We start from the raw sequence: 23,627 nt of genomic DNA, 5'->3' as shown, positions 1-23,627 counted from the left end.
GTTTGTTAGATTCGTTGGTTCGATCCTTTAATTTAGATAAAGTTTATTACTGTGGCAAAAAAAAGCCTTTCCGTATTGGGAAAGGCCTTTTGGTATGCTAAAAAATCATTATCAATTATTTCACTTTGAAGGCTTTTTCCTGAGGATAGTAGGCTGTACTTCCCAATTCTTCTTCTATGCGAAGCAATTGGTTGTACTTGGCCATACGGTCACTCCTAGAAGCGGAGCCCGTTTTTATCTGCCCTGTATTCAGTGCAACAGCCAAATCGGCAATGGTATTATCCTCAGTTTCCCCAGAACGGTGGGACATTACCGAAGTATAACCAGCATTTTTGGCCATGTTCACAGCAGCAATGGTCTCTGTTAAGGTTCCTATCTGGTTAACCTTGATCAAAATGGAATTGGCGATGCCATTTTCGATTCCTCTGGAAAGTCTTTCAACATTGGTCACAAAAAGGTCGTCTCCAACCAACTGGACTTTGTCCCCAACTTTGTCGGTAAGCAACTTCCAGCCTTCCCAATCATTCTCATCCATACCATCTTCTATGGAAATTATTGGATATTTGGCACATAGTTCGGCCAAATATTGGGCTTGTTCTTCAGAGTTTCTAACGGCTCCCTTATCTCCTTCAAACTTGGTGTAATCGTATTTTCCGTCCTCATAGAATTCAGCAGCGGCACAATCCAATGCAATCATTACCTCATCTCCAAATTTGTATCCTGCTTTTTCCACAGCTTTTGCAATGGTGTCCAAAGCATCTTCGGTGCCATCCAGGGTAGGCGCAAAACCGCCTTCATCTCCTACGGCAGTGCTCAATCCTCTGTCATGCAACACCTTTTTAAGGTTGTGGAATATCTCTGTTCCCATCTGCATGGAGTGGCTAAAGTCTTTGGCCTTAACTGGCATGATCATAAATTCCTGGAAGGCTATCGGAGCATCCGAGTGTGATCCCCCGTTAATAATGTTCATCATGGGAACTGGCAATGTATTGGCACTTACCCCGCCTACATAACGGTACAAGGGCATTCCCAATTCATTTGCAGCTGCTTTGGCCACTGCCAAAGAAACTCCCAAGATAGCATTGGCGCCCAGTTTGGACTTGTTGGGAGTACCATCCAAATCCATCATGGTCTGATCAATGTAATTTTGTTCAAAAACCGATGTGCCCACCAGTTCTTCAGCTATTATGGTATTTACATTGTTTACGGCTTTGCCAACGCCTTTACCCATAAACGAATCTGCTCCATCTCGCAGTTCAACAGCCTCATGCTCTCCTGTAGAGGCTCCGGACGGCACTGCTGCCCTTCCTAAAATTCCGTTTTCCGTAACCACGTCAACTTCTACGGTAGGGTTACCCCTTGAATCTAAAATCTGTCTTGCATGGATGTTGATAATAATGCTCATTTTGAACTAAAGTTTATGGTTGAAATTAATTGCGCAAAGATACAAAAGGAGTCATGTTTTGCTTCATGATAAGTCTCATAAAACGCTGATAATAACCTAAAAATAAACTATAACGTTTTAGTTGGATTCCTTCTTTATCGCATCAAAAAAGTCATCAAAAAGATATTCTGCATCATGTGGTCCCGGACTTGCTTCAGGGTGATATTGAACTGAAAAAACATCTTTATCCTTCATCTTGATACCTGCTACAGTATGATCATTCAAATGGGTATGGGTAATCTCCAACTCTGGATGCGCTTCGGCTTCTTCCCTGTTTACCGCAAAACCGTGGTTCTGTGAGGTAATCTCCCCCTTTCCTGTCACTAAATTTAGAATAGGATGATTGATTCCCCTATGTCCATGGTGCATTTTATAGGTGGAAACCCCATTGGCGAGGGCCAACACCTGATGTCCGAGACATATACCGAACAATGGCTTTTCTGAGGCTATCATCTTTTTGGCCGCATCAATGGCATCGGTTAAAGGCTCTGGATCACCAGGACCATTGGATATGAAATATCCATCCGGATTCCAAGCTTTCATCTCCTCAAAAGAAGTATTATACGGAAACACTTTGATGTACGCTCCTCTTTTGGCAAGATTCCTCAAAATATTCTTTTTGATTCCTATATCAAGGGCGGAAATTTTAAAATCCGCTTTCTCATCCCCATAATAGTAAGGTTCTTTGGCAGAAACTTTTGAAGAGAGCTCAAGACCCTCCATACTAGGCACTTGCTTCAACTCTTCTTTCAAAGTGTCAATTTCATCCACTCTAGTGGATATTAAAGCGTTCATTGCTCCATTATCCCGTATGTAGCTGACCAACGCTCTAGTATCCACATCGGAAATGGCAAAGAGGTTGTTTTTGTCCAAGAAATCCAAAAGGCTCATGGTTGAGCTGGGCCTTGAATATTCGTAACTGAAGTTTTTACAAATCAGGCCTGCTATTTTTATAGAATCGGATTCTACTTCCTCGGTATGTGCTCCATAATTTCCAATATGGGCGTTGGTGGTTACCATCAATTGGCCAAAATAGGATGGGTCGGTAAATATCTCTTGATATCCGGTCATTCCCGTATTGAAACATACCTCGCCAACAGCTGTCCCTTCTTTGTTGCCAACAGACTTTCCATAGAAAATGGTTCCATCAGCCAATAATAATAGTGCCTTTTTCCTTTCTTGATACTTCATGCGATTTTTATTATGGTTTCACAAAAAAACATAAAAAAAGGATAAGTTTTCACTTATCCTTTTTCCACTAATACAATAGTTAATAACATTTATTCTATTCTTCAGAATCGTCGGTTTTGGTTTCAGCGACCGGAGCTGCTGCTTCCACTTTTTTACCTCCACCTCTTCTACTTCTTCTGGTAGTTTTCTTCTTGGGCTTACCAGCGTTGTAAACTTCGTTGAAGTCTACCAACTCTATCATGGCCATATCTGCATTGTCCCCAAGACGGTTACCCAGCTTAATGATCCTGGTATACCCTCCTGGTCTGTCACCAACTTTTTCAGCAACGGCTCCAAAAAGTTCGGTAATCGCATGTTTGCTCCTAAGGCTACTGAAAACAATCCTTCTGTTGTGCATACCTTTTTCGGTAGTCTGATTGTTCTCTGTCTTGGACTTGGTGATCAAAGGCTCAATAAACCGCTTTAAGGCCTTTGCCTTGGCTACAGTGGTATTGATTCTCTTGTGCTCAATTAGAGAACATGCCATATTGGCCAACATAGCCTTTCTGTGAGCGGCCGTTCTTCCCAAGTGATTAAATTTCTTTCCGTGTCTCATTTTTCTATTTTATCATCTTGCTTCCAGACCCGTTTTTACGGGGAGCAAAATATGATTAATTAATCTTTGTCCAGTTTATATTTGGAAAGGTCCATACCAAATTGAAGTCCTTTGTTGATAACCAACTCTTCCAATTCAGTCAATGATTTTTTACCAAAGTTTCTGAACTTCATCAAATCGTTCTTGTTGAAGGAAACCAAATCTCCTAAGGTATCCACCTCGGCAGCTTTAAGACAGTTCAATGCCCTAACGGACAAATCCATATCTACCAATTTGGTCTTCAATAGCTGACGCATGTGCAAAGATTCCTCATCGTAAGTTTCAGTCTGTGCAATTTCATCAGCCTCCAACGTAATACGCTCATCAGAGAACAACATAAAGTGGTGAATCAGTACCTTAGCTGCTTCTGTAAGTGCATCTTTTGGGTGAATTGAACCGTCAGTAACGATTTCAAAAACCAATTTTTCATAATCGGTCTTTTGCTCTACCCTAAAGTTTTCAATGCTGTATTTTACATTTTTAACCGGGGTATAAACAGAATCCACAGCGATGCTACCTAGAGGTGCGTTGGATTTTTTGTTTTCCTCTGCTGGAACGTATCCACGTCCTTTTTCAATGATGATCTCCAAATTGATGTTCACTTTGGGATCCATGTTGCAGATGACCAAGTCTGGATTTAGTACTTGGTATCCGGAAATAAACTTTTGGAAATCTCCTGCAGTCAACTGTTCTTTTCCACTCACGGAAACAGAAACAGTTTCGCTCTCAACATCATCAATCTGTCTTTTAAAACGAACCTGCTTTAGGTTCAATATCATTTCTGTAACGTCTTCAACGACGCCAGGAATAACAGAAAACTCATGTTCAACTCCATCTATGCGCACAGAGGTAATAGCAAAGCCTTCCAAAGAGGAAAGCAAAACTCTTCTCAGCGCATTCCCAACTGTTAATCCATAACCAGGTTCCAAAGGGCGAAATTCAAATTTCCCTTCGAAATCTGTTGAATCTATCATTATAACTTTATCGGGCTTCTGAAAATTAAGTAATGCCATAATAGGACTAATGTTGAATTTTATTTAGAGTACAATTCGACGATCAATTGTTCCTTGATATTTTCAGGAATCTGAAGTCTTTCTGGAACAGCTACAAAGGTTCCTTCCTTCTGTTCAGAATTCCAAGTAATCCATTCGTAAACACTGCTATTTGCAGCCAAGGAATCTTCAATTGACTGTACGGATTTGGATTTTTCCCGAACACCAACTACATCCCCAGCTTTAAGGTTATAGGATGGAATATTAACGATTTCACCATTTACAGTAATATGTCTATGGGAAACTAATTGTCTAGCACCTCGTCTTGAAGGAGCAATGCCCATTCTGTAGACTACATTGTCCAAACGGGCCTCACACAATTGAAGTAAAACCTCACCGGTCACTCCTTTACTTCTGTTGGCCTTGTCAAAAAGGTTTCTAAATTGTCTTTCCAATATACCGTAAGTATATTTGGCTTTTTGCTTCTCCATTAACTGGATCGCATATTCAGATTTCTTTCCACGGCGTCTGTTGTTACCATGTTGTCCCGGAGGGTAATTTTTCTTTTCAAACGACTTGTCGTCTCCAAAAATCGCTTCTCCAAATTTTCTGGCGATCTTTGTTTTTGGTCCTGTGTATCTTGCCATCTTCTTTTAGTTTGAAAGTGCGATCATGAATTAAGGCTTATCCTTCGATAATCTAACTGCACTTTCCGTGAAGACCCTAATGGGCCATAGTTATACTTGATTATTAAACTCTTCTTCTTTTGGGTGGTCTACATCCGTTGTGTGGAAGTGGGGTAACATCGATGATCTCAGTAACCTCAATTCCTGAATTGTGAATAGATCGAATTGCAGATTCTCTACCGTTCCCTGGTCCTTTTACATAGACCTTCACTTTTCTCAATCCAGCTTCGTGAGCCACTTTGGCACAATCCTCAGCTGCAATCTGAGCAGCATAAGGAGTGTTCTTTTTAGACCCACGGAATCCCATTTTTCCAGCAGAAGACCAAGAAATTACGTCTCCATTTTTGTTGGTAAGGGATATAATGATGTTGTTGAAAGATGCAACAATATGTGCCTCGCCCGTAGATTCTACGACTACCTTGCGTTTTTTAGCTGTTTTGGTACTTGCCTTTGCCATATTTTTAGTTTCTAGTTGTTAGCTCTTAGTTATTGGAATCCTAGACTTTTACATTTCAAACAGATTCTTCTAACGTCTAAATACTAATGACTACTTAATTAATTATTATTTGGTTGCCTTCTTCTTGTTGGCAACAGTTTTTCTTTTTCCTTTTCTAGTCCTAGAATTGTTTTTGGTACGCTGACCTCTCAACGGCAATCCAGATCTGTGACGAATTCCTCTGTAGCAACCAATATCCATCAATCGCTTGATGTTCAATTGGGTTTCGGAACGAAGCTCACCTTCAATGGTATATTCTGAAACAGCTTCCCTGATCTTTCCAATTTCATCATCGTTCCAGTCAGAAACCTTGGTGTCCTCGCTTACCTGGGCTTTTTTCAAAATCTCTTGTGCCCTACTTTTACCAATTCCGTAAATGTAGGTAAGTGAAATAACGCCACGCTTTTGTTTAGGTATATCAACCCCTGCAATTCTTGCCATAATTACCCTTGTCTTTGTTTAAATCTAGGATTCTTTTTGTTGATTACGTATAATCTGCCTTTTCTGCGAACTATCTTGCACTCGGCACTTCTCTTCTTTATTGATGCTCTTACTTTCATCGCTTAGTATCTGTAAGTAATTCTTGCTTTTGTTAAATCATACGGGCTCATTTCCAGCTTAACCTTATCTCCAGGAAGCAATTTGATGTAGTGCATGCGCATCTTCCCAGAAATATGGGCCGTAACAACATGTCCGTTCTCCAACTCCACCCTGAACATTGCATTTGACAATGCTTCAATAATGGTCCCGTCTTGTTCTATTGCTGGCTGTTTTGCCATAAATTATGCTACTTTTCTATTTTTACCGGTTTTCATCAAACCGTCATAATGCCTGTTCAACAAATATGAATTTACCTGTTGTACAGTATCTATGGCCACCCCTACCATAATCAATAGAGATGTTCCTCCATAAAACAGCGCCCATCCGGCCTGCACGTCCATTAATTTGACCACTACTGCGGGCAACACAGCCAACAGTGCCAAGAAAACAGATCCAGGTAATGTGATCAAAGACATAATCTTGTCTAAAAAATCCCCAGTTTCCTTTCCAGGTCTAATACCGGGAATAAAACCACCACTTCTTTTAAGGTCATCTGCCATTTTGTTGGTAGGCACGGTAATCGCTGTATAGAAGTAGGTGAAAATTATAATCAACACAGCAAATAGGATGTTGTAAGCCAAACCAAAAATATCGGCAAACTGAACTTCCATCCATTGTCCTACGGCTGTATTGTTAAACGTTCTTCCCAAAAGACTTGGAGCGAACATAATTGCTTGTGCAAAAATGATGGGCATAACCCCAGAGGCATTCAACTTTAATGGAATGTACTGTCTGGCCCCCATAACATTCTTTTCGTAACCACCGGAAGCAGTTCTTCTTGCGTACTGCACTGGAATCTGACGTACAGCCATCACCAACAGCACACTGGCCAAGATCACCAAGAACCATACAATCACCTCGATCAACATAAACATGATTCCTCCTGTATTGTTGGTAGTTCTTGAAATGAATTCCTGTACAAATGATTGAGGCATTGTAGCAATAATACCGATCATAATCAACAACGAAATTCCATTTCCTATTCCTTTATCCGTAATTTTCTCACCCAACCACATAGCAAAAACACATCCGGTCACCAAGATAATTACAGCTGGAATTATGAAATCCAGACCTTTACCCAATACAAAGGCACTGTCTGGAACTCCCAGCGCTCCAAGACCGAACAAATATGCAGGTGCTTGGACGATACAGATTCCAATGGTCAACCATCTGGTAATCTGGTTGATGGTCTTTCTTCCACTTTCTCCTTCTTTCTGTAGTTTTTGCAAGTAAGGAATCGCAATTCCCATCAATTGCACCACAATGGAAGCAGAAATGTAAGGCATGATTCCCAATGCAAATACCGATGCATTGGCAAACGCTCCTCCTGTAAAAGCATTAAGAATTCCCAAAATACCTTGTTCGGTATTTGAGGTCAATTGTGCCAATTGGGTAGTATCAATACCAGGAAGAACAATTTGTGCACCAAAACGATATACCAAAAGTAACCCAAGGGTTACTATGATACGTTGTCTTAGTTCTTCAATCTTCCAGATATTTGATATGGTCTCAATAAATTTCTTCATGCTTCTTTATCTTATAAACTTATTGCTTCGCCTCCTGCAGCTTCGATAGCGGCTTTAGCGGAAGCAGTAAATTTATGTACGGATACTTTTAGGCCGGCTTTTAATTCTCCATTGCCCAAAATTTTCACCAAATCATTTTTGTGGGCCAATCTGTTCTCCACCAAGATTTCCAAGGTTACTTCCTTTTTGACAATACCCTTGTCCACCAACTCTTGGAGTTTATTTAGGTTGATGCCCTTGTATTCCTTTCTGTTTATGTTTTTGAAACCGAATTTAGGAACACGTCTCTGCAATGGCATTTGACCACCTTCAAATCCAATTTTCTTGGAATATCCAGATCTGGATTTGGCACCTTTGTGCCCTCGGGTAGCTGTACCACCTTTTCCAGAGCCCTCTCCTCTTCCTACACGTTTTCCTTCTTTATGTACAGCCCCTTCGGCCGGTTTAAGACTATGTAAATCCATGTCCTGCTATATATTTTAAGCTTCCTCGGTGGAAACCAAGTGTTTTACCTTATTTATCATTCCAAGGATACTAGGTGTTGTATCATGCTCAACAACGTGTCCTATTTTACGCAATCCAAGTGCTTCCAAGGTTCTTTTTTGATCCTGTGGTCTCTTGATAGCGCTTTTTACCTGTTTTACCTTAATCTTTGACATAATATCCTCTATTTATCCCTTAAAGACTTTTTCCAAAGAAACACCTCTTTGTTTTGCAACGGCATCAGCACTTCTTAGTTGCAATAGTGCATCAAAAGTAGCTTTTACAACATTGTGCGGGTTGGAAGACCCTTGTGATTTTGACAACACATCGTGTACACCTACTGCTTCCAATACCGCCCTTACAGCTCCACCGGCAATTACCCCGGTACCATGCGATGCAGGCTGAATGTATACTCGTGCTCCACCGTATTTTCCTTTTTGCTCATGAGGAAGTGTACCTTTGTTCAAGGGAATTCTTACCAAATTTTTCTTGGCATCTTCAATGGCCTTTGCAATTGCGGTAGCCACCTCTTTTGATTTCCCCAAACCATGACCAACCACGCCATTTTCATCACCAACAACAACTATTGCCGAAAAACCGAAGGCTCTACCACCTTTTGTTACTTTGGTGACCCTTTGTACGCCAACCAATCTGTCTTTCAACTCCAGTCCACCTGGCTTAACTGTTTCTACGTTCTTGTATTTCTGGTACATAGTTTTTTAGAATTTTAGTCCTGCTTCCCTGGCACCTTCGGCCAATGATTTTACTCTACCATGATAAAGGTTTCCTCCTCTATCAAAAGCCACGGTCTCCACACCAATTTTGAGTGCCTTCTCTGCGATGGCCTTACCCACTGCATTGGCTACTTCACTTTTGGTTCCTTTAGCCTCAACATCCTTGTCTCTTGACGAAGCTGCTGCCAAGGTAACACCGTTGTTATCATCGATCAACTGTGCATATATTTCTTTGTTGCTCCTGAAGACAGACAACCTAGGTTTTGCTTCAGTTCCGAAAGATACTTTTCGTATTCTTCGTCTTATGCGTAATTTTCTTTCAGTCTTAGATAGTCCCATAGTCCTAATTATTAAGCTGATTTACCTGCTTTTCTTCTTAGTTGTTCACCCACAAACTTGATTCCTTTTCCTTTGTAAGGTTCTGGCTTACGGAAAGATCTTATTTTGGCGGCAACCTGACCAACCAATTGCTTATCGTGGGATGTTAGTTTAACAATAGGGTTTTTCCCTTTTTCGGAAATTGTTTCAATTTTCACTTCCGGAGCAATGTTCATAACAATGTTATGCGAGAACCCAAGGGCCAAATCCAACTTCTGTCCTTGATTGCTAGCTCTATAACCTACACCAACAAGTTCCAATTCCTTGGTCCATCCTTTGGATACTCCTTCTACCATATTGGAAATGAGTGCACGGTACAATCCGTGCTTTGCCCTATGCTCTTTGGAATCAGAGGATCTCTCTACCAAAACGCTTCCATCCTCAACCTTTACGGCTACTCCTGAAAAGTCCTGGGAAAGCTCACCCAATTTACCCTTAACGGTCACAACGTTGTTGTTGACCTCTATGGTTACCCCTTCAGGTACTGCAACTGGACTGTTACCTATTCTTGACATTTTTCTTCTCTTTTCTCAATTAATATACGTAGCACAATACTTCACCGCCCACGTTCTCTTGCTTGGCCTGTTTGCTGGTCATTACCCCATGAGAGGTAGACACTATGGCAATACCCAAACCATTCAATACCCTTGGCAATTCACCTGAACCTGCATACTTACGCAGACCTGGCTTACTTACCCTTTGGAGCTTCTTAATGACAGGTTCCTTGGTAAACTTATCGTACTTAAGGGCAATTTTGATGTTTCCTTGCACCTTATCGTCCTCAAATTTATAGCTCAAAATATAGCCCTGATCGAACAATATTTTTGTAATCTGTTTTTTAAGATTGGAAGCGGGAATATCCACTACCCTATGACCTGCCATGTTGGCATTTCTAATCCTGGTCAAATAATCTGAAATTGGATCTGTAAGCATTTCTTTTCTTTATCTATTTACCAACTTGCCTTTTTAACTCCTGGAATTAAGCCTTTGTTGGCCATTTCCCTAAAAGTAACCCTGGATATTCCAAAAGTCCTCATATAACCTCTTGGTCTTCCGGTCAATTTACAACGGTTGCGCATACGTACCGGAGATGCATTTTTAGGAAGCTTTTGCAAAGCTTCATAGTCACCAGCTTCTTTCAAAGCCTTTCTTTTCTCGGCATACTTTGCAACCATCTTTGCCCTTTTTCTCTCACGGGCTTTCATTGATTCCTTGGCCATATTAGTTCTTTTTAAAGGGTACTCCCAATTCGGTTAACAATGATTTTGCTTCTTTATCAGTCTCAGCGGAGGTCACAAAAGTAATATCCATTCCGTTGATTCTGTTGATTTTGTCAATGTTGATTTCTGGAAAGATAATCTGCTCCGTAATTCCAAGGTTATAATTTCCTCTTCCATCAAAACCGGTAGCTTTTACTCCTTGAAAATCACGAACCCTAGGAAGGGCAGAAGTAATCAATCTGTCCAAAAACTCATACATACGCTCACCTCTTAGTGTTACTTTGGCACCAATAGGCATACCTTTTCTCAGCTTAAAGGAGGCAACATCTTTTTTAGATAAAGTAGCTACAGCTTTTTGACCTGTAATATTGGTCAACTCATCCACAGCATGATCTATCAACTTTTTGTCAGATACGGCAGCACCAACTCCGCGGCTAACCACTATCTTCTCCAATTTTGGAACCTGCATCACGTTTTGGTATCCAAACTCATCGGACAGCGCCTTGATCACGCGCTCCCTATATTCTTTCTTTAATCTTGGTATGTAACTCATGACTAAATTACTTCATTGGATTTTTTGGCAAACCTAACTTTCTTTCCATCTCTTACTTCATAACCCACTCGCGTGGCATCACCAGACTTAGGATCAATCAACGAAAGATTGGAAATGTGTATTGGAGCCTCTTTTTGTATTATTCCTCCTTGGGGATTGTTAGCACTTGGCTTTTCGTGTTTGGATACAATATTGACACCCTCAACCAAAGCTTTGTTCTTTTCACGGTCTACCTTGAGTACTTTTCCCTCGCTTCCTTTATGGTCGCCAGTAATTACCCTTACCGTATCCCCTGTTTTAATTTTCAACTTCATCTCTCTGAATATTTCTGTTACAGCACTTCAGGTGCCAATGAAACAATCTTCATGAACTGTCTGTCCCTAAGCTCTCTTGCCACCGGTCCAAAGACACGGGTTCCTCTCATTTCACCAGTAGGGTTCAACAACACACATGCATTATCATCAAAGCGGATGTAAGAACCATCAGGTCTTCTTACTTCCTTCTTTGTTCTAACAACTACTGCTGTTGAAACAGAACCTTTTTTTACAGTACCATTTGGGGTAGCTTCTTTTACAGTGACCACTATTTTGTCACCAAGGGAAGCATACCTTCTTTTTGTTCCTCCAAGCACACGGATGGTCAAAACTTCTTTTGCCCCAGTGTTGTCCGCTACTTTTAATCTTGATTCTTGCTGTACCATAATTATTTAGCTCTTTCTAGGATTTCAACCAACCTCCAACATTTTGTCTTACTCAATGGTCTGGTTTCCATTATTTTAACAGTGTCACCTTCGTTGCAATCATTTTTCTCGTCATGGGCAACATACTTCTTGGTCTTTAAAACGAACTTCCCGTACATAGGGTGTTTTACTCGTTTTACCTCAGAAACCACAATTGATTTCTCCATTTTGTTGCTGGTAACAACGCCTATTCTTTCTTTTCTTAAATTTCTGTTTTCCATAAGGCAGAACCAATTATTGTAATTCCCTTTTAGTTAATTCTGTTGCAAGTCTTGCCACTGTCCTTCTAGTTTTTCTAATCTGCATAGGATTTTCCAAAGGAGTGACGGCATGCGCCATTTTAAAATCGGCATATTGTTTTTTGAAATCGGCCAATTTTTCCTTTAGCTCTTCAATAGAAAGTTCCTTTATCTCTGATTGTTTCATCTTCTTCCTAATTAAGTATTAAGCGGAATAATCCCTAGCTACTACAAATTTTGTTTTAACAGGTAACTTTTGTGCAGCAAGTCTGAGTGCTTCTTTAGCTATATCCATAGGCACACCCGCCACTTCAAACATGATTCTTCCAGGCTTTACAACTGCCACCCAATACTCAGGGGCACCTTTACCTTTACCCATACGAACCTCAAGAGGCTTTTTGGTGATAGGTTTATCTGGAAATATTTTGATCCACAACTGCCCTTGTCTCTTCATGTACCTTGTCGCAGCAATACGTGCAGCCTCAATTTGACGGGCCGTAATGAAGTGGGAATCCAAAGATTTTATACCAAACATGCCATTGGATAGCTGGTGCCCTCTTTGGGAGTTACCTTTCATACGCCCCTTTTGGGCTTTACGAAATTTTGTTCTTTTTGGCTGTAACATCGTTTACCTAACTTTATCTTATTACTTTCTACGGCGTGGTTTCTTTGAACCATCTTGTTTACCGCCCTTTGATTGACCTTTTGACAATCCTACCAATGGAGAAAGCTCTCTTTTTCCATAAACTTCCCCTTTCATGATCCAAACCTTGATTCCCAATCTACCATAGGTAGTGTGGGCTTCATGCAAAGCATAGTCTACATCTGCACGAAAAGTAGACAACGGAATCCTTCCTTCTTTGTAGGATTCTGAACGCGCCATTTCAGCTCCGTTCAAACGTCCAGAAATCTGAATTTTAATACCTTCGGCATTCATACGGATTGCAGCTGCAATTGCCATTTTGATTGCTCTTCGGTAGGAAATTCTGCTCTCTATCTGTCTAGCCACACTTGCAGCCACCAAATTGGCATCAAGTTCTGGTCTTTTAATCTCATGGATATTGATCTGAACCTCCTTATTGGTGATTTTCTTAAGCTCTTCTTTAAGCTTGTCAACCTCCTGACCTCCTTTACCAATGATGATACCAGGTCTTGCCGTGGTAATGGTAATGGTGATCAACTTTAAGGTTCTTTCTATAATTACCCTAGACACACTGGCTTTTGCCAAACGTGCATGGACATATTTTCTGATCTTATCATCCTCAGCCAGCTTATCACCGTAATCGTTTCCGCCATACCAGTTGGATTCCCATCCTCTGATAATTCCTAAGCGATTTCCTATTGGATTGGTCTTCTGTCCCATATATCTTTCTAGCTTTGAGCGTTGTTATTGGATTCCAAGATCATGGTAACATGGTTGGAACGTTTTCTAATTCTATGCGCCCTTCCTTGAGGAGCTGGTCGCAATCTTTTTAGCATGGTACCGCCATCAACACGAATCTCCTTGATATAAAGATCTGCATCTTCAATACTGGCATCCTCGTTTTTAGCTTCCCAGTTGGCAATGGCAGAAAGAAGGAGTTTTTCCAACCTTCTTGAAGCTTCCTTAGGATTGAACCTTAGAATAGCCAAGGCCATTTCAATCTGCTTTCCTCTAACCAAATCCGCCACCAAACGCATCTTTCTTGGAGATGTTGGGCAGTTGTTCAACTTGGCAATAGCAAGCTGCTTTTTCTCTTCTTTTAACCTCTCGGCCATTTGTCTTTTACGAACTCCCATTGCTTACTTACTTTTTACCTTTGTTTTTGGCTCCTGCATGACCTCTAAAAGATCTTGTAGGTGAAAATTCTCCAAGTTTGTGACCTACCATATTCTCAGTAACATAAACAGGGACAAATTGCCTACCGTTGTGTACTGCTATGGTTTGTCCTACAAAATCAGGAGTTATCATTGAGGCTCTTGACCAAGTTTTGATAACTGTCTTTTTACCTGAATCTATATTTGCCTGTACTTTCTTTTCCAGACTATGATGAACGTATGGTCCTTTTTTTAATGAACGTGCCATTTACTGTGTCTTTTATTTCTTTCTACGTTCTATGATATATCTATTGCTGTCCTTTGTCTTAGAACGAGTCCTGAATCCTTTTGCAGGAATACCGTTCTTAGATCTTGGGTGACCTCCGGAAGCCCTTCCTTCACCACCACCCATTGGGTGATCAACTGGGTTCATGGCCACTGGTCTTGTTCTAGGTCTTCTACCCAACCATCTGCTTCTACCAGCTTTTCCAGAAACCAACAATTGGTGATCTGAGTTGGAAACCGCTCCTATCGTAGCCAAACAAGTGGCCAAAATCATTCTGGTCTCCCCGGAAGGAAGCTTAATGGTAACAAACTTTCCGTCCTTTGCCATCAATTGTGCAAACGTCCCAGCACTTCTTGCCATTACAGCTCCTTGTCCCGGTCTTAGCTCTATACAGGAAATAATGGTACCCAAAGGAATATCGCTCAACGGAAGTGCATTACCAATCTCTGGAGCAGATTTAGCTCCTGAAGATATTTTCTGCCCTACCTGCATACCATTTTGGGCAATAACATATCGTTTTTCCCCATCCTTGTACTCAACAAGAGCAATAAATGCAGTTCTATTGGGATCATACTGAATTGAAACCACTGTGGCCTCAACATCCTGCTTATCCCTTTTGAAATCGATGATTCGATACCTTCTTTTATGACCTCCACCTCTATGGCGCATGGTCATTTTTCCTTGACTGTTCCTACCACCTGTCTTTTTTAACGGAGCAAGCAAGCTTTTCTCCGGCTTATCAGTAGTAATCGCGTCAAATCCGTTTACTACTCTAAAACGCTGACCAGGGGTTATCGGTTTTAATTTTCTTACTGACATTTCCTGTCTTTATAGATTACTGTAAAAATCAATAATATCACCTTCGGCCACATCAACAATTGCTTTTTTCATAGCATTTGTCTTACCATGCTGAACTCCAGTCTTGGTATAGCGGCTCTTACGGCTTGGCCCATAGTTCATGGTCCTTACTTTTTCCACAGAAACACCATAAGTTGCCTCAACCGCTTCTTTAATCTCCAATTTGTTGGCCCTTGGGTCAACATAGAAACCGTAGCGATTAAAAAGCTCACTGTCAGCGGTCATCTTTTCCGTAATGATCGGTCTTATCAACACACTCATGATACTTCTATTTCTTTAAGTTTGATTCTATTCCTTCCAACGCACTCTCGGTAAACACTACATTGGTTGCATTTACAATCTTGTAAGTGTTTAATTCTGAGTTAGTTACAACCTCAGAACGCTCCAAATTGCGCGACGACAAATATACATTATTATTTGTATCGCCCAACACGATCAAGGACTTTTTATTTTCTATACCAAGAGATGTCAAGAAAGCAACAAAATCTTTGGTCTTTGGCGCTTCAAAATTGAAATCCTCCACAACGACCAACGCTTTCTCTTTTGACTTGATGCTCAAGGCTGATTTACGGGCCAAACGTTTAACGTTTTTGTTCAATTTTTGGGTGTAATCCTTTGGTCTTGGACCAAAAATTCTACCCCCTCCTCTAAAAACAGGAGATTTGATGCTACCCGCCCTTGCGGTACCAGTTCCTTTTTGCTTTTTGATCTTACGGGTACTACCGGCAATCTCAGCTCTTTCCTTGGATTTGTGGGTACCTTGTCTCTGGTGTGCCAAGTATTGCTTTACATCTAAATAGATGGCATGCTCATTGGGCTCTATACCGAAAACATCGTCAGAAAGGTCTACCTTTCTTCCAGTTTCTTTTCCTTTGATATCTAAAACTGCAACCTTCATTACTTCTCAATTGTTACGTAAGCATTTTTGTGACCTGGAACGCAGCCCTTAACTACAATAAGGTTCTTCTCAGGTACCACTTTCAACACTCTCAAGTTTTGAACTGTTACTCTTTCACCACCCATTCTTCCTGCCATTTTCATTCCTTTGAAAACTCTTGCAGGATATGATGCAGCACCAATGGACCCGGGAGCCCTTAATCTGTTGTGCTGACCGTGGGTCGCTTGTCCAACACCTCCAAAACCGTGTCTTTTAACAACACCTTGAAAGCCTTTTCCTTTTGATGTTCCAATAACATCAACAAATTCTCCTTCTACAAATAGATCAACACCAACAGTGTCTCCCAATTTGTATTCACCTTCAAAATCACGGAATTCAACGACTTTCTTCTTTGGAGAAGCGCCTGCTTTTTTAACATGACCGGCTTCGGCCTTGTTTGCACGCTTTTCTGCCTTGTCATCGAAACCTAGTTGAAGGGCACTGTACCCGTCCACCTCTTCGGTTCTGACTTGGGTAACCACGCATGGTCCAGCTTCAAGAACGGTACATGGAACATTTTTTCCATTCTCGTCAAAGATGCTGGTCATACCGATTTTTCTACCTATTAACCCAGACATATTTAATTAATTATTAATTGTTTACTCTTTTTATTGCTTGCCAATTTTCTGGCAAAAAAATTGGGTCAAGAAAATTTTCTGCTCTGACCCAGATTTTTTCTTTCACCGTTTTTCCCGAACCATCGTTCGAGACATGTCCTCCATCCTAAAGGATGGAACATACTTACACTTTTATCTCAACCTCAACACCACTTGGAAGTTCCAACTTCATAAGGGCATCAATGGTTTTTGATGAGGAGCTATAAATATCCAAAAGTCTCTTGTAAGAACTCAACTGGAACTGCTCCCTTGATTTCTTGTTCACGTGAGGTGAACGCAAAACCGTAAATATTTTTTTGTGCGTTGGCAATGGAATTGGTCCAGTAACCACAGCACCGGTAGTTTTTACCGTTTTCACGATCTTTTCAGCAGATTTGTCCACCAAATTGTGATCGTAAGATTTCAATTTTATTCTAATTTTTTGACTCATCTTGCTGAAATTAAGCGGTTACTCCTTTTGCTGTCTTGATTACTTCTTCCGCTATGTTGGAAGGAGTTTCTGCATAGTGTGAAAATTCCATAGTGGACGTAGCTCTACCTGAAGACAATGTCCTCAAGGAAGTTACATATCCAAACATTTCAGAAAGCGGAACCTCTGCCTTTACAACTTTGGAACCAGCTCTATCATCCATATTGTTTACCTGACCTCTTCTTCGGTTCAAGTCACCAACGATATCACCCATATTTTCTTCCGGAGTAAGTACTTCCAGTTTCATAATAGGCTCCATCAATACAGCTCTTGCAGCTCTTGCAGCTTCCTTGTATCCAAGTTTTGCAGCAAGCTCAAACGAAAGAGAATCAGAATCCACAGGGTGGAAAGATCCATCCTTAAGAGTAATTTTCATACTATCCATCTCAAACCCGGCCAAAGGACCATTCTTCATAGCTTCTTTGAAACCTTTTTCAACAGATGGAATATATTCTTTAGGAATGTTACCTCCTTTAATCTCATTTACAAACTCAAGACCAGCTTTACCTTCTTCGGCAGGTTCCATAACAAATACGATGTCGGCAAACTTACCACGACCACCGGTTTGTTTCTTGTAAACCTCTCTATGGTTGGCAACAGCTGTCAAGGCTTCTTTGTACTCCACTTGAGGTTGACCTTGGTTTACTTCAACCTTGAACTCACGTCGTAGACGATCTACAATAATGTCCAAGTGAAGCTCACCCATACCTGAAATAATAGTTTGACCTGAAGCTTCATCAGTTTTCACCTGGAAGGTTGGATCTTCTTCGGCCAATTTAGCCAAAGACATACCCAATTTATCCACATCAGCCTTAGTTTTTGGCTCAACAGCAATACCAATTACCGGGTCAGGGAAATCCATACTTTCAAGTACAATCGGGTGTTTTTCATCAGACATAGTATCACCAGTCTTGATATCTTTAAACCCAACAGCAGCACCAATATCTCCAGCCTCTATGTACTCAATTGCATTTTGCTTATTGGAGTGCATTTGATAGATACGAGAAATACGCTCTTTCTTACCTGAACGGTTGTTCAAAATGTAAGACCCAGCATCCAAACGACCAGAATAAGCTCTAAAGAATGCCAAACGACCTACGAAAGGATCGGTAGCAATCTTAAATGCCAAAGCAGAAAAGGGCTCTTTTGGGTCTGGCTTTCTAGTAATTTCGCCTCCTGTATCAGGATTTGTTCCTACGATATCATCCTTATCCAATGGAGAAGGCAAGTAACGACAAACAGCATCCAACAAGAATTGAACTCCTTTATTTTTGAAGGAAGACCCACAAACCATTGGTATGATGGCCCTGTCCATAACAGCAGCTCTCAAGGCAGCATGAACTTCTTCTTCAGTAATGGAATCCTCGTCCTCAAAGAACTTCTCCATCAACTCCTCATCATATTCTGCTACAGCTTCTATCAAAGCAGCTCTGTATTCTTTTACTTCATCTTGCATTTCCGCAGGAATGTCGATAACATCGAAGGTAGAACCAAAGTTCTCATCGTGCCAAACGATAGCCCTGTTCTTGGCAAGATCAACAATACCTTTAAAATCAGCTTCCTCACCAATTGGCAAAACAATCGGCACTGCATTGGATCCCAACATTTCACGAACCTGCTTGCACACGTTCAAGAAGTTAGAACCTTGACGGTCCATTTTGTTCACGAATCCGATTCGAGGTACTTTATAGTTATCGGCCAATCTCCAGTTAGTTTCAGATTGAGGCTCAACACCATCAACCGCACTGAACAAGAAGACCAATCCATCCAAAACACGCAATGAACGATTTACCTCAACGGTAAAATCAACGTGTCCGGGAGTATCAATGATATTAAAGTGGTATCCTTTTGCATCGGCAGTAGGCTTTCCATTCTCCGTAGGAAACTGCCAAGTACATGTTGTAGCAGCAGAGGTAATGGTAATACCACGCTCTTGCTCTTGCTCCATCCAGTCCATGGTAGCTGCCCCATCGTGCACCTCACCTATTTTATGACTTACACCTGTATAAAAAAGAATACGCTCAGTAGTAGTGGTCTTTCCAGCATCAATATGCGCTGCAATACCTATATTCCTTGTATATTTTAAATCTCTTGACATTGTATTGACTAGAATCTAAAGTGTGAGAATGCTTTATTGGCCTCGGCCATTTTGTGTGTATCTACTCTTTTCTTGACTGCCGCCCCTTCTTCCTTGGCTGCTGCTAAAATTTCAGCGGCCAATTTTTGAGCCATGGATTTTTCATTACGCTTTCTTGCATAACTAATCAACCACTTCATAGCAGTGGATATCTTCCTGTCTGGACGAATTTGCATCGGAATCTGGAATGTAGCCCCACCTACCCTTCTACTGCGAACCTCCACATGGGGCATAACATTGGAAAGTGCATCTTTCCATAGCTCCAAAGCGGTTTTTTCTTCGTCGTTATTTTTCTCGTCCACAATATCTATTGCGTCGTAGAAAATCTTAAATGCAACTGATTTTTTGCCATCCCACATCATCATGTTCACAAAACGCGTAACAAGCTGATCGTTAAACTTAGGATCTGGCAACAACGGTCTTTTCTTTGCCTGCTTTTTTCTCATTGCTTCTTCTTAAAAGTTGATTACTTTTTGGGACGCTTGGCACCATATTTTGACCTACGCTGCGTTCTTCCTGCAACTCCTGCAGTATCTAACGCACCACGGACAATGTGATATCGCACACCAGGCAAATCCTTTACTCTTCCACCTCTAACCAATACTATCGAGTGCTCCTGAAGGTTGTGCCCCTCTCCTGGGATATACGCATTGACCTCTTTACCATTGGTCAACCTAACCCTTGCAACTTTTCGCATTGCTGAGTTTGGTTTCTTTGGCGTGGTGGTATAAACCCGCGTACAAACCCCTCTTCTTTGAGGACACGAATCCAAAGCAGCCGATTTACTCTTCTTGGTAATTGTGACTCTTCCTTTTCGTACTAATTGTGAAATTGTTGGCATTAAATTTCCTTTAAAAACTAAATAACCCTCTTTTTGAGGGCTGCAAATGTAGTGATATTTAGGAATAATTCAAATCCTTGAAGATTAAATTTATTTTAATCGAAAAAAAAATCTATGCCCCGCATGAATTCAAAATCTTCTCTTCCATAAAACAACAACCAAAAAAGTAGTATATATAATTAAGGTATAAATCCGAAAACATCATTTAGCGAGATTTTCTTTTGGATTAATTCCACAAACCTCCATCATATTACGCCATACGACTCCCGGAGAAACAATTCAATAGTGCTGATATTTTAAACCGAATATTTTTTTCCAATGCATGAAAATTGCAAACAGAATAATTCCAGAGCACTCAAATTGATGAGTTGATAATCATTGCTAATCATTTTGCAGTTATCGCATTTACGGGGGGTTCTCTTAAAATTTTAGTAAAATTAGTTTGGATTATTAACATGAAATTATGATTTTAGCGGCTAGCTAATTCAAATAATTTTAAAATGAGAACAAAACTTAATGGATTGTTAACGCTATTATTGGCGTTTGTTGTGCATATATCCTTTGCACAAGACAAGACGATTACAGGTACTGTTACGGATGCTGACGGTCTTCCGTTACCTGGGGTCAACATTGTCGTAGAAGGGACCACCAATGGTACCCAAACAGATTTTGATGGAAACTACGCCATCAATGCAAGTCAAGGCCAAACACTACTTTTTACTTACATAGGTCAAAAAGATGCTAGAAGGGCTGTTGGCGCCGGGAATGTGATCAACCTTCAAATGGAGGAAGACACCCAGGCTCTTGAAGAAGTTGTGGTTACCGCCCTTGGTATTAAAAGGGAGAAACAAGCATTAGGTTATGCGGTGACCGAAGTTGGAGAAGAGGATTTGGAGTCTCGTCCAGAAGGTGATGTTGCCCGTGTGCTTCAAGGTAAAGCGGCTGGTGTACAGATTACCAACCAGAGTGGTCTTTCTGGGTCAGGAACAAATGTAATCATCCGTGGTCTTTCTACTTTTAGTGGTAGTAACCAGGCCCTTTTTATTGTGGATGGTGTACCTTTTAGTTCTGACACAAACTCTCAAGGTAGGCAAGGTGACCGTCAAGACTTTGTAAATGGTAACAATGGTTCAAGCCGTTTCTTGGATCTTGATCCAAACAGTATAGAAAGCGTGAACGTTCTTAGAGGTTTGGCTGCTGCCACACTCTATGGTTCTCAAGGTCGTAACGGGGTTATCCTTATTACTACCAAAGGTGGTTCTGCTGGAGCTTCTGGACCAAAAAAGACAGAGATTACAGTAAACTCATCACTTTTCTTCAATGAAATTGCTTCGCTTCCTGATTACCAGGATGAGTATGGTAATGGATTTGACCAATCTTTTGGATGGTTCTTCAGTAACTGGGGACCAAGTTTTGACAGAGAAGGACCTTCAGGATGGGGTAACCAGAATGCCATTAATGGTACTCTTTCTGGAACACCAGGATTCCTAAGACACCCTTATTCAACTTCTACAAGTGCCATTCAAGCTGCATTTCCTGAGTTCCAGGGTGCTTTGTATGAGTGGAGACCTTACGATAGTGTTGGAAGGTTCTTTAAAACAGGTACTGTTGCCAATACTTCCATTAACGTAAGAGGAGCTTCTGATGACGGGAAAATTGGATACAACCTTAACTATGGACACTTAAAGGACAACGGATTTACACCTAACAACTCAGTTACTCGTAACACACTTTCTGTAGGTGGTAGAGCAATTTTGTCCAACAAGTTTACCGTTAGTGGTACGTTGAACTATGCAAGAACCAAGTTTACTTCTCCTCCTGTGGCATTGAGCCAAGGTAACGGAGCAACTGGTACAGGTTCTTCTGTTTTTGGACACCTTTGGTTTACTCCAAGGAGTATCGATGTTCAAGGACTTCCTTTCGAAGACCCAATTACCGGTGGTAGTGTTTACTATCGTCAGAACAACTCTATCCAGCACCCACTATGGACTGTGGCTAACGCTGAATCAAACCAAGAAACCAATAGGGTTTTTGGACAAGCGTCTATTCAGTATGACCTATCGGATAATCTTAACTTGATATACCGTGCTGGTATTGATATCTACAGTGAGAACAACACTAACTTCCAAAATAAAGGAGGTATTGGTACAGGAGCTAGAACTGTAAGCGGTATTTACGAAACTTGGAACAACACCAATACAATTTGGGATCACAACTTGGTCTTGAACGGTGATTTTGATCTAACAGAAAAAATCGGAAGTACCTTTAACGTTGGTGCTACCTCAAGAAGAAATGTATTTGATCAAAATGGTGTTGCAAGTGATGGTCAGCAAGTTTTTGGTGTGCTAAGACACTTCAATTTCTTGAACCAGAACGAAATCCAAACATTTGTTGAAAACAACATTGTTGGGGTTTATGGTCAGGCAGATTTTGATTATGACAATTTAGTATATGTTACATTGGCAGGTAGGAACGATTGGGTATCCAATTTCTCTAAAGACAATAGGTCTCAGTTCTACCCTAGTGCCAGTGTATCCTTCATTCCAACCGCTGCTTTTGACGGTTTGAAATCTGAGAACATTCTTAACTACTTGAAAGTTCGTGGTGGTATTGGTGTTTCTGCAAACTTTGATGCAGGTACAAGTAACTATCCTGTTGCCAGTACTCTTTTCTTGGACACTCAAGATGCCCAAGATGGAACAGGGTCTAACGTAGTTACAAATACTACAGGTGTTCGTTTAGGAAACGAGAACCTTCAACCTGAAACATTGGAAGAAATCGAACTTGGTATCGAGTCAAGATGGTGGAATAACAGAATTACTTTTGACGCTTCTATTTACCAGCGTAAAACAAATGACCTGATTCTAGACAGACCTCTTGATCCTGCAACTGGTTTCACAGTTACTGCAACAAACATTGGTGAGATAGAATCTGAAGGTGTTGAAGCTGATCTTGGAGTTGAGTGGTTCAGAGCTAGTGAAGAAGGCGGATTCAGCTGGAGAACCAATGTGAACTTCACAGCTTACGAGACTACGGTAACTGACCTAGGTCTTGATACCGATCAAGTTATTTACTCAGGTTTCTCTAACCTAGGAAACGCGGCAATTGAAGATGAGCCTCTTGGAGTTTTCTTCGGTAGCCGTATTTTGAGAGATGACAATGGAGATTTTGTTGTAGGTGCTGATGGTAACTACGTTCAAGATCCTACAGATGGTATAATCGGAGATCCAAACCCTGACTGGGTAGCTAACATTAGCAACTCTATTTCCTACAAGAACTTCTCTTTAGGATTCCAGTGGAACTATACTCAGGGAGGTGATGTTTATTCATCTACTGTTTCAACCCTTCTTGGTAGAGGTTTGATTACCGAAACTATTGACAGGGAGGACACTTACATTCTTCCAGGTGTTGATGCTAGCGGTAATCCTAACAATCTTCAGATTAACAACTCTACTTTTTGGTTCAGTAACATACTGTTCGGTCCAAGTGAGTTGCAAGTATATGATGCTACTACGCTAAGATTGCAAGAAGCTTCTTTGAGCTATTCCTTGCCAAGTAAGTTCTTGGACAAGACACCATTTGGTGCTTTGACTTTTACTGTTTCTGGTCAAAACCTTTGGTTCAGAGCTTTCAACACGCCTAAAGGAGCCAACTTTGACCCCAACACTGCGGGACTTGGGGTAACCAACGGACAAGGATTTGATTTCATCAATGGTCCTAGCTCAAGAAGATATGGGTTGAGTGTAAAAGCAACATTCTAAGACTAAAAA

At 40.9% G+C, this 23,627-nt stretch carries 35 protein-coding genes; 1 reads left to right on the top strand and 34 read right to left on the bottom strand.

The window, feature by feature from the left end:
- Positions 1-115 precede the first annotated feature (115 nt).
- The 34 genes from eno to rpsL form a co-directional block, all read right to left on the bottom strand.
- Positions 116-1,405: a phosphopyruvate hydratase gene (eno, locus tag DX873_RS00610; protein WP_116182600.1), complete on the bottom strand. Its 1,290-nt coding sequence runs from the start codon at positions 1,403-1,405 to the stop codon at positions 116-118.
- Between the two features lie 117 nt (positions 1,406-1,522).
- Positions 1,523-2,635 carry a glutamine-hydrolyzing carbamoyl-phosphate synthase small subunit gene (gene carA / locus DX873_RS00605; protein ID WP_116182599.1) on the bottom strand — a complete coding sequence of 371 codons (1,113 nt, stop codon included), beginning with the start codon at positions 2,633-2,635 and terminating at the stop codon, positions 1,523-1,525.
- A gap of 94 nt (positions 2,636-2,729) precedes the next feature.
- Complete coding sequence (gene rplQ / locus DX873_RS00600) at positions 2,730-3,230, bottom strand: 50S ribosomal protein L17 (protein ID WP_116182598.1); 501 nt, start codon at positions 3,228-3,230, stop codon at positions 2,730-2,732.
- Positions 3,231-3,289: 59 nt separating this feature from the next.
- Entirely contained in the window at positions 3,290-4,282 is a 993-nt protein-coding gene (locus DX873_RS00595) for a DNA-directed RNA polymerase subunit alpha (RefSeq protein ID WP_116182597.1), read from the bottom strand.
- 20 nt (positions 4,283-4,302) lie between these two features.
- Positions 4,303-4,908: a 30S ribosomal protein S4 gene (gene rpsD, locus DX873_RS00590; RefSeq protein ID WP_116182596.1), complete on the bottom strand. Its 606-nt coding sequence runs from the start codon at positions 4,906-4,908 to the stop codon at positions 4,303-4,305.
- A gap of 103 nt (positions 4,909-5,011) precedes the next feature.
- Positions 5,012-5,404, bottom strand: a complete 393-nt coding sequence (gene rpsK / locus DX873_RS00585; RefSeq protein WP_116182595.1) for a 30S ribosomal protein S11 — start codon at positions 5,402-5,404, stop codon at positions 5,012-5,014.
- A gap of 105 nt (positions 5,405-5,509) precedes the next feature.
- Positions 5,510-5,884: a 30S ribosomal protein S13 gene (gene rpsM, locus DX873_RS00580; RefSeq protein ID WP_116182594.1), complete on the bottom strand. Its 375-nt coding sequence runs from the start codon at positions 5,882-5,884 to the stop codon at positions 5,510-5,512.
- Positions 5,885-5,886: 2 nt separating this feature from the next.
- Complete coding sequence (gene ykgO / locus DX873_RS00575; protein ID WP_013621733.1) at positions 5,887-6,003, bottom strand: type B 50S ribosomal protein L36; 117 nt, start codon at positions 6,001-6,003, stop codon at positions 5,887-5,889.
- Between the two features lie 3 nt (positions 6,004-6,006).
- Positions 6,007-6,222, bottom strand: coding sequence for a translation initiation factor IF-1 (gene infA / locus DX873_RS00570; protein ID WP_014031991.1), 216 nt, complete (start codon positions 6,220-6,222; stop codon positions 6,007-6,009).
- Between the two features lie 3 nt (positions 6,223-6,225).
- Positions 6,226-7,569 (bottom strand): preprotein translocase subunit SecY, encoded by a 1,344-nt coding sequence (secY, locus tag DX873_RS00565; RefSeq protein WP_116182593.1) that lies wholly within the window; start codon positions 7,567-7,569, stop codon positions 6,226-6,228.
- A gap of 11 nt (positions 7,570-7,580) precedes the next feature.
- The gene (gene rplO, locus DX873_RS00560; protein WP_116182592.1) at positions 7,581-8,033 is read right to left on the bottom strand and encodes a 50S ribosomal protein L15; all 453 of its coding nucleotides are present in this window, start codon (positions 8,031-8,033) and stop codon (positions 7,581-7,583) included.
- A gap of 15 nt (positions 8,034-8,048) precedes the next feature.
- Entirely contained in the window at positions 8,049-8,228 is a 180-nt protein-coding gene (gene rpmD / locus DX873_RS00555; protein WP_116182591.1) for a 50S ribosomal protein L30, read from the bottom strand.
- 12 nt (positions 8,229-8,240) lie between these two features.
- Positions 8,241-8,765, bottom strand: coding sequence for a 30S ribosomal protein S5 (gene rpsE, locus DX873_RS00550; protein ID WP_116182590.1), 525 nt, complete (start codon positions 8,763-8,765; stop codon positions 8,241-8,243).
- A gap of 6 nt (positions 8,766-8,771) precedes the next feature.
- Positions 8,772-9,125, bottom strand: coding sequence for a 50S ribosomal protein L18 (rplR, locus tag DX873_RS00545; protein ID WP_116182589.1), 354 nt, complete (start codon positions 9,123-9,125; stop codon positions 8,772-8,774).
- Between the two features lie 11 nt (positions 9,126-9,136).
- Positions 9,137-9,679, bottom strand: coding sequence for a 50S ribosomal protein L6 (gene rplF / locus DX873_RS00540; protein ID WP_116182588.1), 543 nt, complete (start codon positions 9,677-9,679; stop codon positions 9,137-9,139).
- A 19-nt stretch (positions 9,680-9,698) separates the two neighbouring features.
- Complete coding sequence (gene rpsH / locus DX873_RS00535; RefSeq protein WP_116182587.1) at positions 9,699-10,097, bottom strand: 30S ribosomal protein S8; 399 nt, start codon at positions 10,095-10,097, stop codon at positions 9,699-9,701.
- A 17-nt stretch (positions 10,098-10,114) separates the two neighbouring features.
- Positions 10,115-10,384 (bottom strand): 30S ribosomal protein S14, encoded by a 270-nt coding sequence (gene rpsN / locus DX873_RS00530; RefSeq protein WP_116182586.1) that lies wholly within the window; start codon positions 10,382-10,384, stop codon positions 10,115-10,117.
- Position 10,385: 1 nt separating this feature from the next.
- Positions 10,386-10,937 (bottom strand): 50S ribosomal protein L5, encoded by a 552-nt coding sequence (gene rplE, locus DX873_RS00525; protein ID WP_116182585.1) that lies wholly within the window; start codon positions 10,935-10,937, stop codon positions 10,386-10,388.
- A 2-nt stretch (positions 10,938-10,939) separates the two neighbouring features.
- On the bottom strand, positions 10,940-11,251 hold the full coding sequence (gene rplX / locus DX873_RS00520; protein WP_116182584.1) for a 50S ribosomal protein L24: 312 nt from the start codon (positions 11,249-11,251) through the stop codon (positions 10,940-10,942).
- 17 nt (positions 11,252-11,268) lie between these two features.
- A complete protein-coding gene (rplN, locus tag DX873_RS00515; protein WP_036379836.1) occupies positions 11,269-11,637 on the bottom strand; it encodes a 50S ribosomal protein L14 in 369 nt (122 codons plus the stop codon).
- 2 nt (positions 11,638-11,639) lie between these two features.
- Positions 11,640-11,897 carry a 30S ribosomal protein S17 gene (rpsQ, locus tag DX873_RS00510; RefSeq protein ID WP_014032003.1) on the bottom strand — a complete coding sequence of 86 codons (258 nt, stop codon included), beginning with the start codon at positions 11,895-11,897 and terminating at the stop codon, positions 11,640-11,642.
- A 13-nt stretch (positions 11,898-11,910) separates the two neighbouring features.
- The gene (rpmC, locus tag DX873_RS00505; RefSeq protein WP_116182583.1) at positions 11,911-12,102 is read right to left on the bottom strand and encodes a 50S ribosomal protein L29; all 192 of its coding nucleotides are present in this window, start codon (positions 12,100-12,102) and stop codon (positions 11,911-11,913) included.
- 18 nt (positions 12,103-12,120) lie between these two features.
- Complete coding sequence (rplP, locus tag DX873_RS00500) at positions 12,121-12,540, bottom strand: 50S ribosomal protein L16 (protein ID WP_116182582.1); 420 nt, start codon at positions 12,538-12,540, stop codon at positions 12,121-12,123.
- 21 nt (positions 12,541-12,561) lie between these two features.
- Positions 12,562-13,278 carry a 30S ribosomal protein S3 gene (gene rpsC, locus DX873_RS00495; RefSeq protein ID WP_116182581.1) on the bottom strand — a complete coding sequence of 239 codons (717 nt, stop codon included), beginning with the start codon at positions 13,276-13,278 and terminating at the stop codon, positions 12,562-12,564.
- A gap of 8 nt (positions 13,279-13,286) precedes the next feature.
- Complete coding sequence (gene rplV / locus DX873_RS00490; RefSeq protein WP_116182580.1) at positions 13,287-13,694, bottom strand: 50S ribosomal protein L22; 408 nt, start codon at positions 13,692-13,694, stop codon at positions 13,287-13,289.
- Between the two features lie 7 nt (positions 13,695-13,701).
- Positions 13,702-13,980: a 30S ribosomal protein S19 gene (gene rpsS / locus DX873_RS00485; RefSeq protein WP_116182579.1), complete on the bottom strand. Its 279-nt coding sequence runs from the start codon at positions 13,978-13,980 to the stop codon at positions 13,702-13,704.
- A gap of 12 nt (positions 13,981-13,992) precedes the next feature.
- Entirely contained in the window at positions 13,993-14,817 is an 825-nt protein-coding gene (rplB, locus tag DX873_RS00480; RefSeq protein ID WP_116182578.1) for a 50S ribosomal protein L2, read from the bottom strand.
- A gap of 9 nt (positions 14,818-14,826) precedes the next feature.
- Entirely contained in the window at positions 14,827-15,117 is a 291-nt protein-coding gene (gene rplW / locus DX873_RS00475) for a 50S ribosomal protein L23 (RefSeq protein ID WP_116182577.1), read from the bottom strand.
- A gap of 7 nt (positions 15,118-15,124) precedes the next feature.
- Positions 15,125-15,754 (bottom strand): 50S ribosomal protein L4, encoded by a 630-nt coding sequence (gene rplD, locus DX873_RS00470; RefSeq protein WP_116182576.1) that lies wholly within the window; start codon positions 15,752-15,754, stop codon positions 15,125-15,127.
- Positions 15,754-16,371, bottom strand: coding sequence for a 50S ribosomal protein L3 (gene rplC / locus DX873_RS00465; protein WP_116182575.1), 618 nt, complete (start codon positions 16,369-16,371; stop codon positions 15,754-15,756). The genes rplD and rplC overlap by 1 nt, the downstream gene beginning before the upstream one ends.
- 163 nt (positions 16,372-16,534) lie before the next feature.
- A complete protein-coding gene (gene rpsJ, locus DX873_RS00460) occupies positions 16,535-16,840 on the bottom strand; it encodes a 30S ribosomal protein S10 (RefSeq protein WP_007094989.1) in 306 nt (101 codons plus the stop codon).
- A gap of 10 nt (positions 16,841-16,850) precedes the next feature.
- A complete protein-coding gene (gene fusA / locus DX873_RS00455) occupies positions 16,851-18,977 on the bottom strand; it encodes an elongation factor G (protein ID WP_116182574.1) in 2,127 nt (708 codons plus the stop codon).
- 8 nt (positions 18,978-18,985) lie between these two features.
- The gene (gene rpsG, locus DX873_RS00450; protein ID WP_116182573.1) at positions 18,986-19,462 is read right to left on the bottom strand and encodes a 30S ribosomal protein S7; all 477 of its coding nucleotides are present in this window, start codon (positions 19,460-19,462) and stop codon (positions 18,986-18,988) included.
- Positions 19,463-19,482: 20 nt separating this feature from the next.
- Positions 19,483-19,857, bottom strand: a complete 375-nt coding sequence (rpsL, locus tag DX873_RS00445; RefSeq protein ID WP_031445118.1) for a 30S ribosomal protein S12 — start codon at positions 19,855-19,857, stop codon at positions 19,483-19,485.
- A gap of 500 nt (positions 19,858-20,357) precedes the next feature.
- Between rpsL and DX873_RS00440 the strand changes: the two genes are divergently transcribed.
- Entirely contained in the window at positions 20,358-23,618 is a 3,261-nt protein-coding gene (locus DX873_RS00440) for a SusC/RagA family TonB-linked outer membrane protein (RefSeq protein ID WP_116182572.1), read from the top strand.
- Positions 23,619-23,627 lie beyond the last annotated feature (9 nt).

The sequence above is a fragment of the Flagellimonas nanhaiensis genome (assembly GCF_003382275.1).
In the GTDB taxonomy this organism is placed as follows: domain Bacteria; phylum Bacteroidota; class Bacteroidia; order Flavobacteriales; family Flavobacteriaceae; genus Flagellimonas; species Flagellimonas nanhaiensis.
This window is presented reverse-complemented; position numbering and strand designations above follow the sequence as displayed.

Excerpts from the sequence above, each read along its gene's own strand:
- eno (WP_116182600.1), bottom strand. The coding sequence starts at position 1,405 with ATGAGCATTATTATCAACATCCATGCAAGACAGATTTTAGATTCAAGG.
- carA (WP_116182599.1), bottom strand. The coding sequence starts at position 2,635 with ATGAAGTATCAAGAAAGGAAAAAGGCACTATTATTATTGGCTGATGGA.
- rplQ (WP_116182598.1), bottom strand. The coding sequence starts at position 3,230 with ATGAGACACGGAAAGAAATTTAATCACTTGGGAAGAACGGCCGCTCAC.
- DX873_RS00595 (WP_116182597.1), bottom strand. The coding sequence starts at position 4,282 with ATGGCATTACTTAATTTTCAGAAGCCCGATAAAGTTATAATGATAGAT.
- rpsD (WP_116182596.1), bottom strand. The coding sequence starts at position 4,908 with ATGGCAAGATACACAGGACCAAAAACAAAGATCGCCAGAAAATTTGGA.
- rpsK (WP_116182595.1), bottom strand. The coding sequence starts at position 5,404 with ATGGCAAAGGCAAGTACCAAAACAGCTAAAAAACGCAAGGTAGTCGTA.
- rpsM (WP_116182594.1), bottom strand. The coding sequence starts at position 5,884 with ATGGCAAGAATTGCAGGGGTTGATATACCTAAACAAAAGCGTGGCGTT.
- ykgO (WP_013621733.1), bottom strand. The coding sequence starts at position 6,003 with ATGAAAGTAAGAGCATCAATAAAGAAGAGAAGTGCCGAGTGCAAGATA.
- infA (WP_014031991.1), bottom strand. The coding sequence starts at position 6,222 with ATGGCAAAACAGCCAGCAATAGAACAAGACGGGACCATTATTGAAGCA.
- secY (WP_116182593.1), bottom strand. The coding sequence starts at position 7,569 with ATGAAGAAATTTATTGAGACCATATCAAATATCTGGAAGATTGAAGAA.
- rplO (WP_116182592.1), bottom strand. The coding sequence starts at position 8,033 with ATGGATTTACATAGTCTTAAACCGGCCGAAGGGGCTGTACATAAAGAA.
- rpmD (WP_116182591.1), bottom strand. The coding sequence starts at position 8,228 with ATGTCAAAGATTAAGGTAAAACAGGTAAAAAGCGCTATCAAGAGACCA.
- rpsE (WP_116182590.1), bottom strand. The coding sequence starts at position 8,765 with ATGTACCAGAAATACAAGAACGTAGAAACAGTTAAGCCAGGTGGACTG.
- rplR (WP_116182589.1), bottom strand. The coding sequence starts at position 9,125 with ATGGGACTATCTAAGACTGAAAGAAAATTACGCATAAGACGAAGAATA.
- rplF (WP_116182588.1), bottom strand. The coding sequence starts at position 9,679 with ATGTCAAGAATAGGTAACAGTCCAGTTGCAGTACCTGAAGGGGTAACC.
- rpsH (WP_116182587.1), bottom strand. The coding sequence starts at position 10,097 with ATGCTTACAGATCCAATTTCAGATTATTTGACCAGGATTAGAAATGCC.
- rpsN (WP_116182586.1), bottom strand. The coding sequence starts at position 10,384 with ATGGCCAAGGAATCAATGAAAGCCCGTGAGAGAAAAAGGGCAAAGATG.
- rplE (WP_116182585.1), bottom strand. The coding sequence starts at position 10,937 with ATGAGTTACATACCAAGATTAAAGAAAGAATATAGGGAGCGCGTGATC.
- rplX (WP_116182584.1), bottom strand. The coding sequence starts at position 11,251 with ATGAAGTTGAAAATTAAAACAGGGGATACGGTAAGGGTAATTACTGGC.
- rplN (WP_036379836.1), bottom strand. The coding sequence starts at position 11,637 with ATGGTACAGCAAGAATCAAGATTAAAAGTAGCGGACAACACTGGGGCA.
- rpsQ (WP_014032003.1), bottom strand. The coding sequence starts at position 11,897 with ATGGAAAACAGAAATTTAAGAAAAGAAAGAATAGGCGTTGTTACCAGC.
- rpmC (WP_116182583.1), bottom strand. The coding sequence starts at position 12,102 with ATGAAACAATCAGAGATAAAGGAACTTTCTATTGAAGAGCTAAAGGAA.
- rplP (WP_116182582.1), bottom strand. The coding sequence starts at position 12,540 with ATGTTACAGCCAAAAAGAACAAAATTTCGTAAAGCCCAAAAGGGGCGT.
- rpsC (WP_116182581.1), bottom strand. The coding sequence starts at position 13,278 with ATGGGACAGAAGACCAATCCAATAGGAAATCGCTTAGGAATTATCAGA.
- rplV (WP_116182580.1), bottom strand. The coding sequence starts at position 13,694 with ATGGGAGTTCGTAAAAGACAAATGGCCGAGAGGTTAAAAGAAGAGAAA.
- rpsS (WP_116182579.1), bottom strand. The coding sequence starts at position 13,980 with ATGGCACGTTCATTAAAAAAAGGACCATACGTTCATCATAGTCTGGAA.
- rplB (WP_116182578.1), bottom strand. The coding sequence starts at position 14,817 with ATGTCAGTAAGAAAATTAAAACCGATAACCCCTGGTCAGCGTTTTAGA.
- rplW (WP_116182577.1), bottom strand. The coding sequence starts at position 15,117 with ATGAGTGTGTTGATAAGACCGATCATTACGGAAAAGATGACCGCTGAC.
- rplD (WP_116182576.1), bottom strand. The coding sequence starts at position 15,754 with ATGAAGGTTGCAGTTTTAGATATCAAAGGAAAAGAAACTGGAAGAAAG.
- rplC (WP_116182575.1), bottom strand. The coding sequence starts at position 16,371 with ATGTCTGGGTTAATAGGTAGAAAAATCGGTATGACCAGCATCTTTGAC.
- rpsJ (WP_007094989.1), bottom strand. The coding sequence starts at position 16,840 with ATGAGTCAAAAAATTAGAATAAAATTGAAATCTTACGATCACAATTTG.
- fusA (WP_116182574.1), bottom strand. The coding sequence starts at position 18,977 with ATGTCAAGAGATTTAAAATATACAAGGAATATAGGTATTGCAGCGCAT.
- rpsG (WP_116182573.1), bottom strand. The coding sequence starts at position 19,462 with ATGAGAAAAAAGCAGGCAAAGAAAAGACCGTTGTTGCCAGATCCTAAG.
- rpsL (WP_031445118.1), bottom strand. The coding sequence starts at position 19,857 with ATGCCAACAATTTCACAATTAGTACGAAAAGGAAGAGTCACAATTACC.
- DX873_RS00440 (WP_116182572.1), top strand. The coding sequence starts at position 20,358 with ATGAGAACAAAACTTAATGGATTGTTAACGCTATTATTGGCGTTTGTT.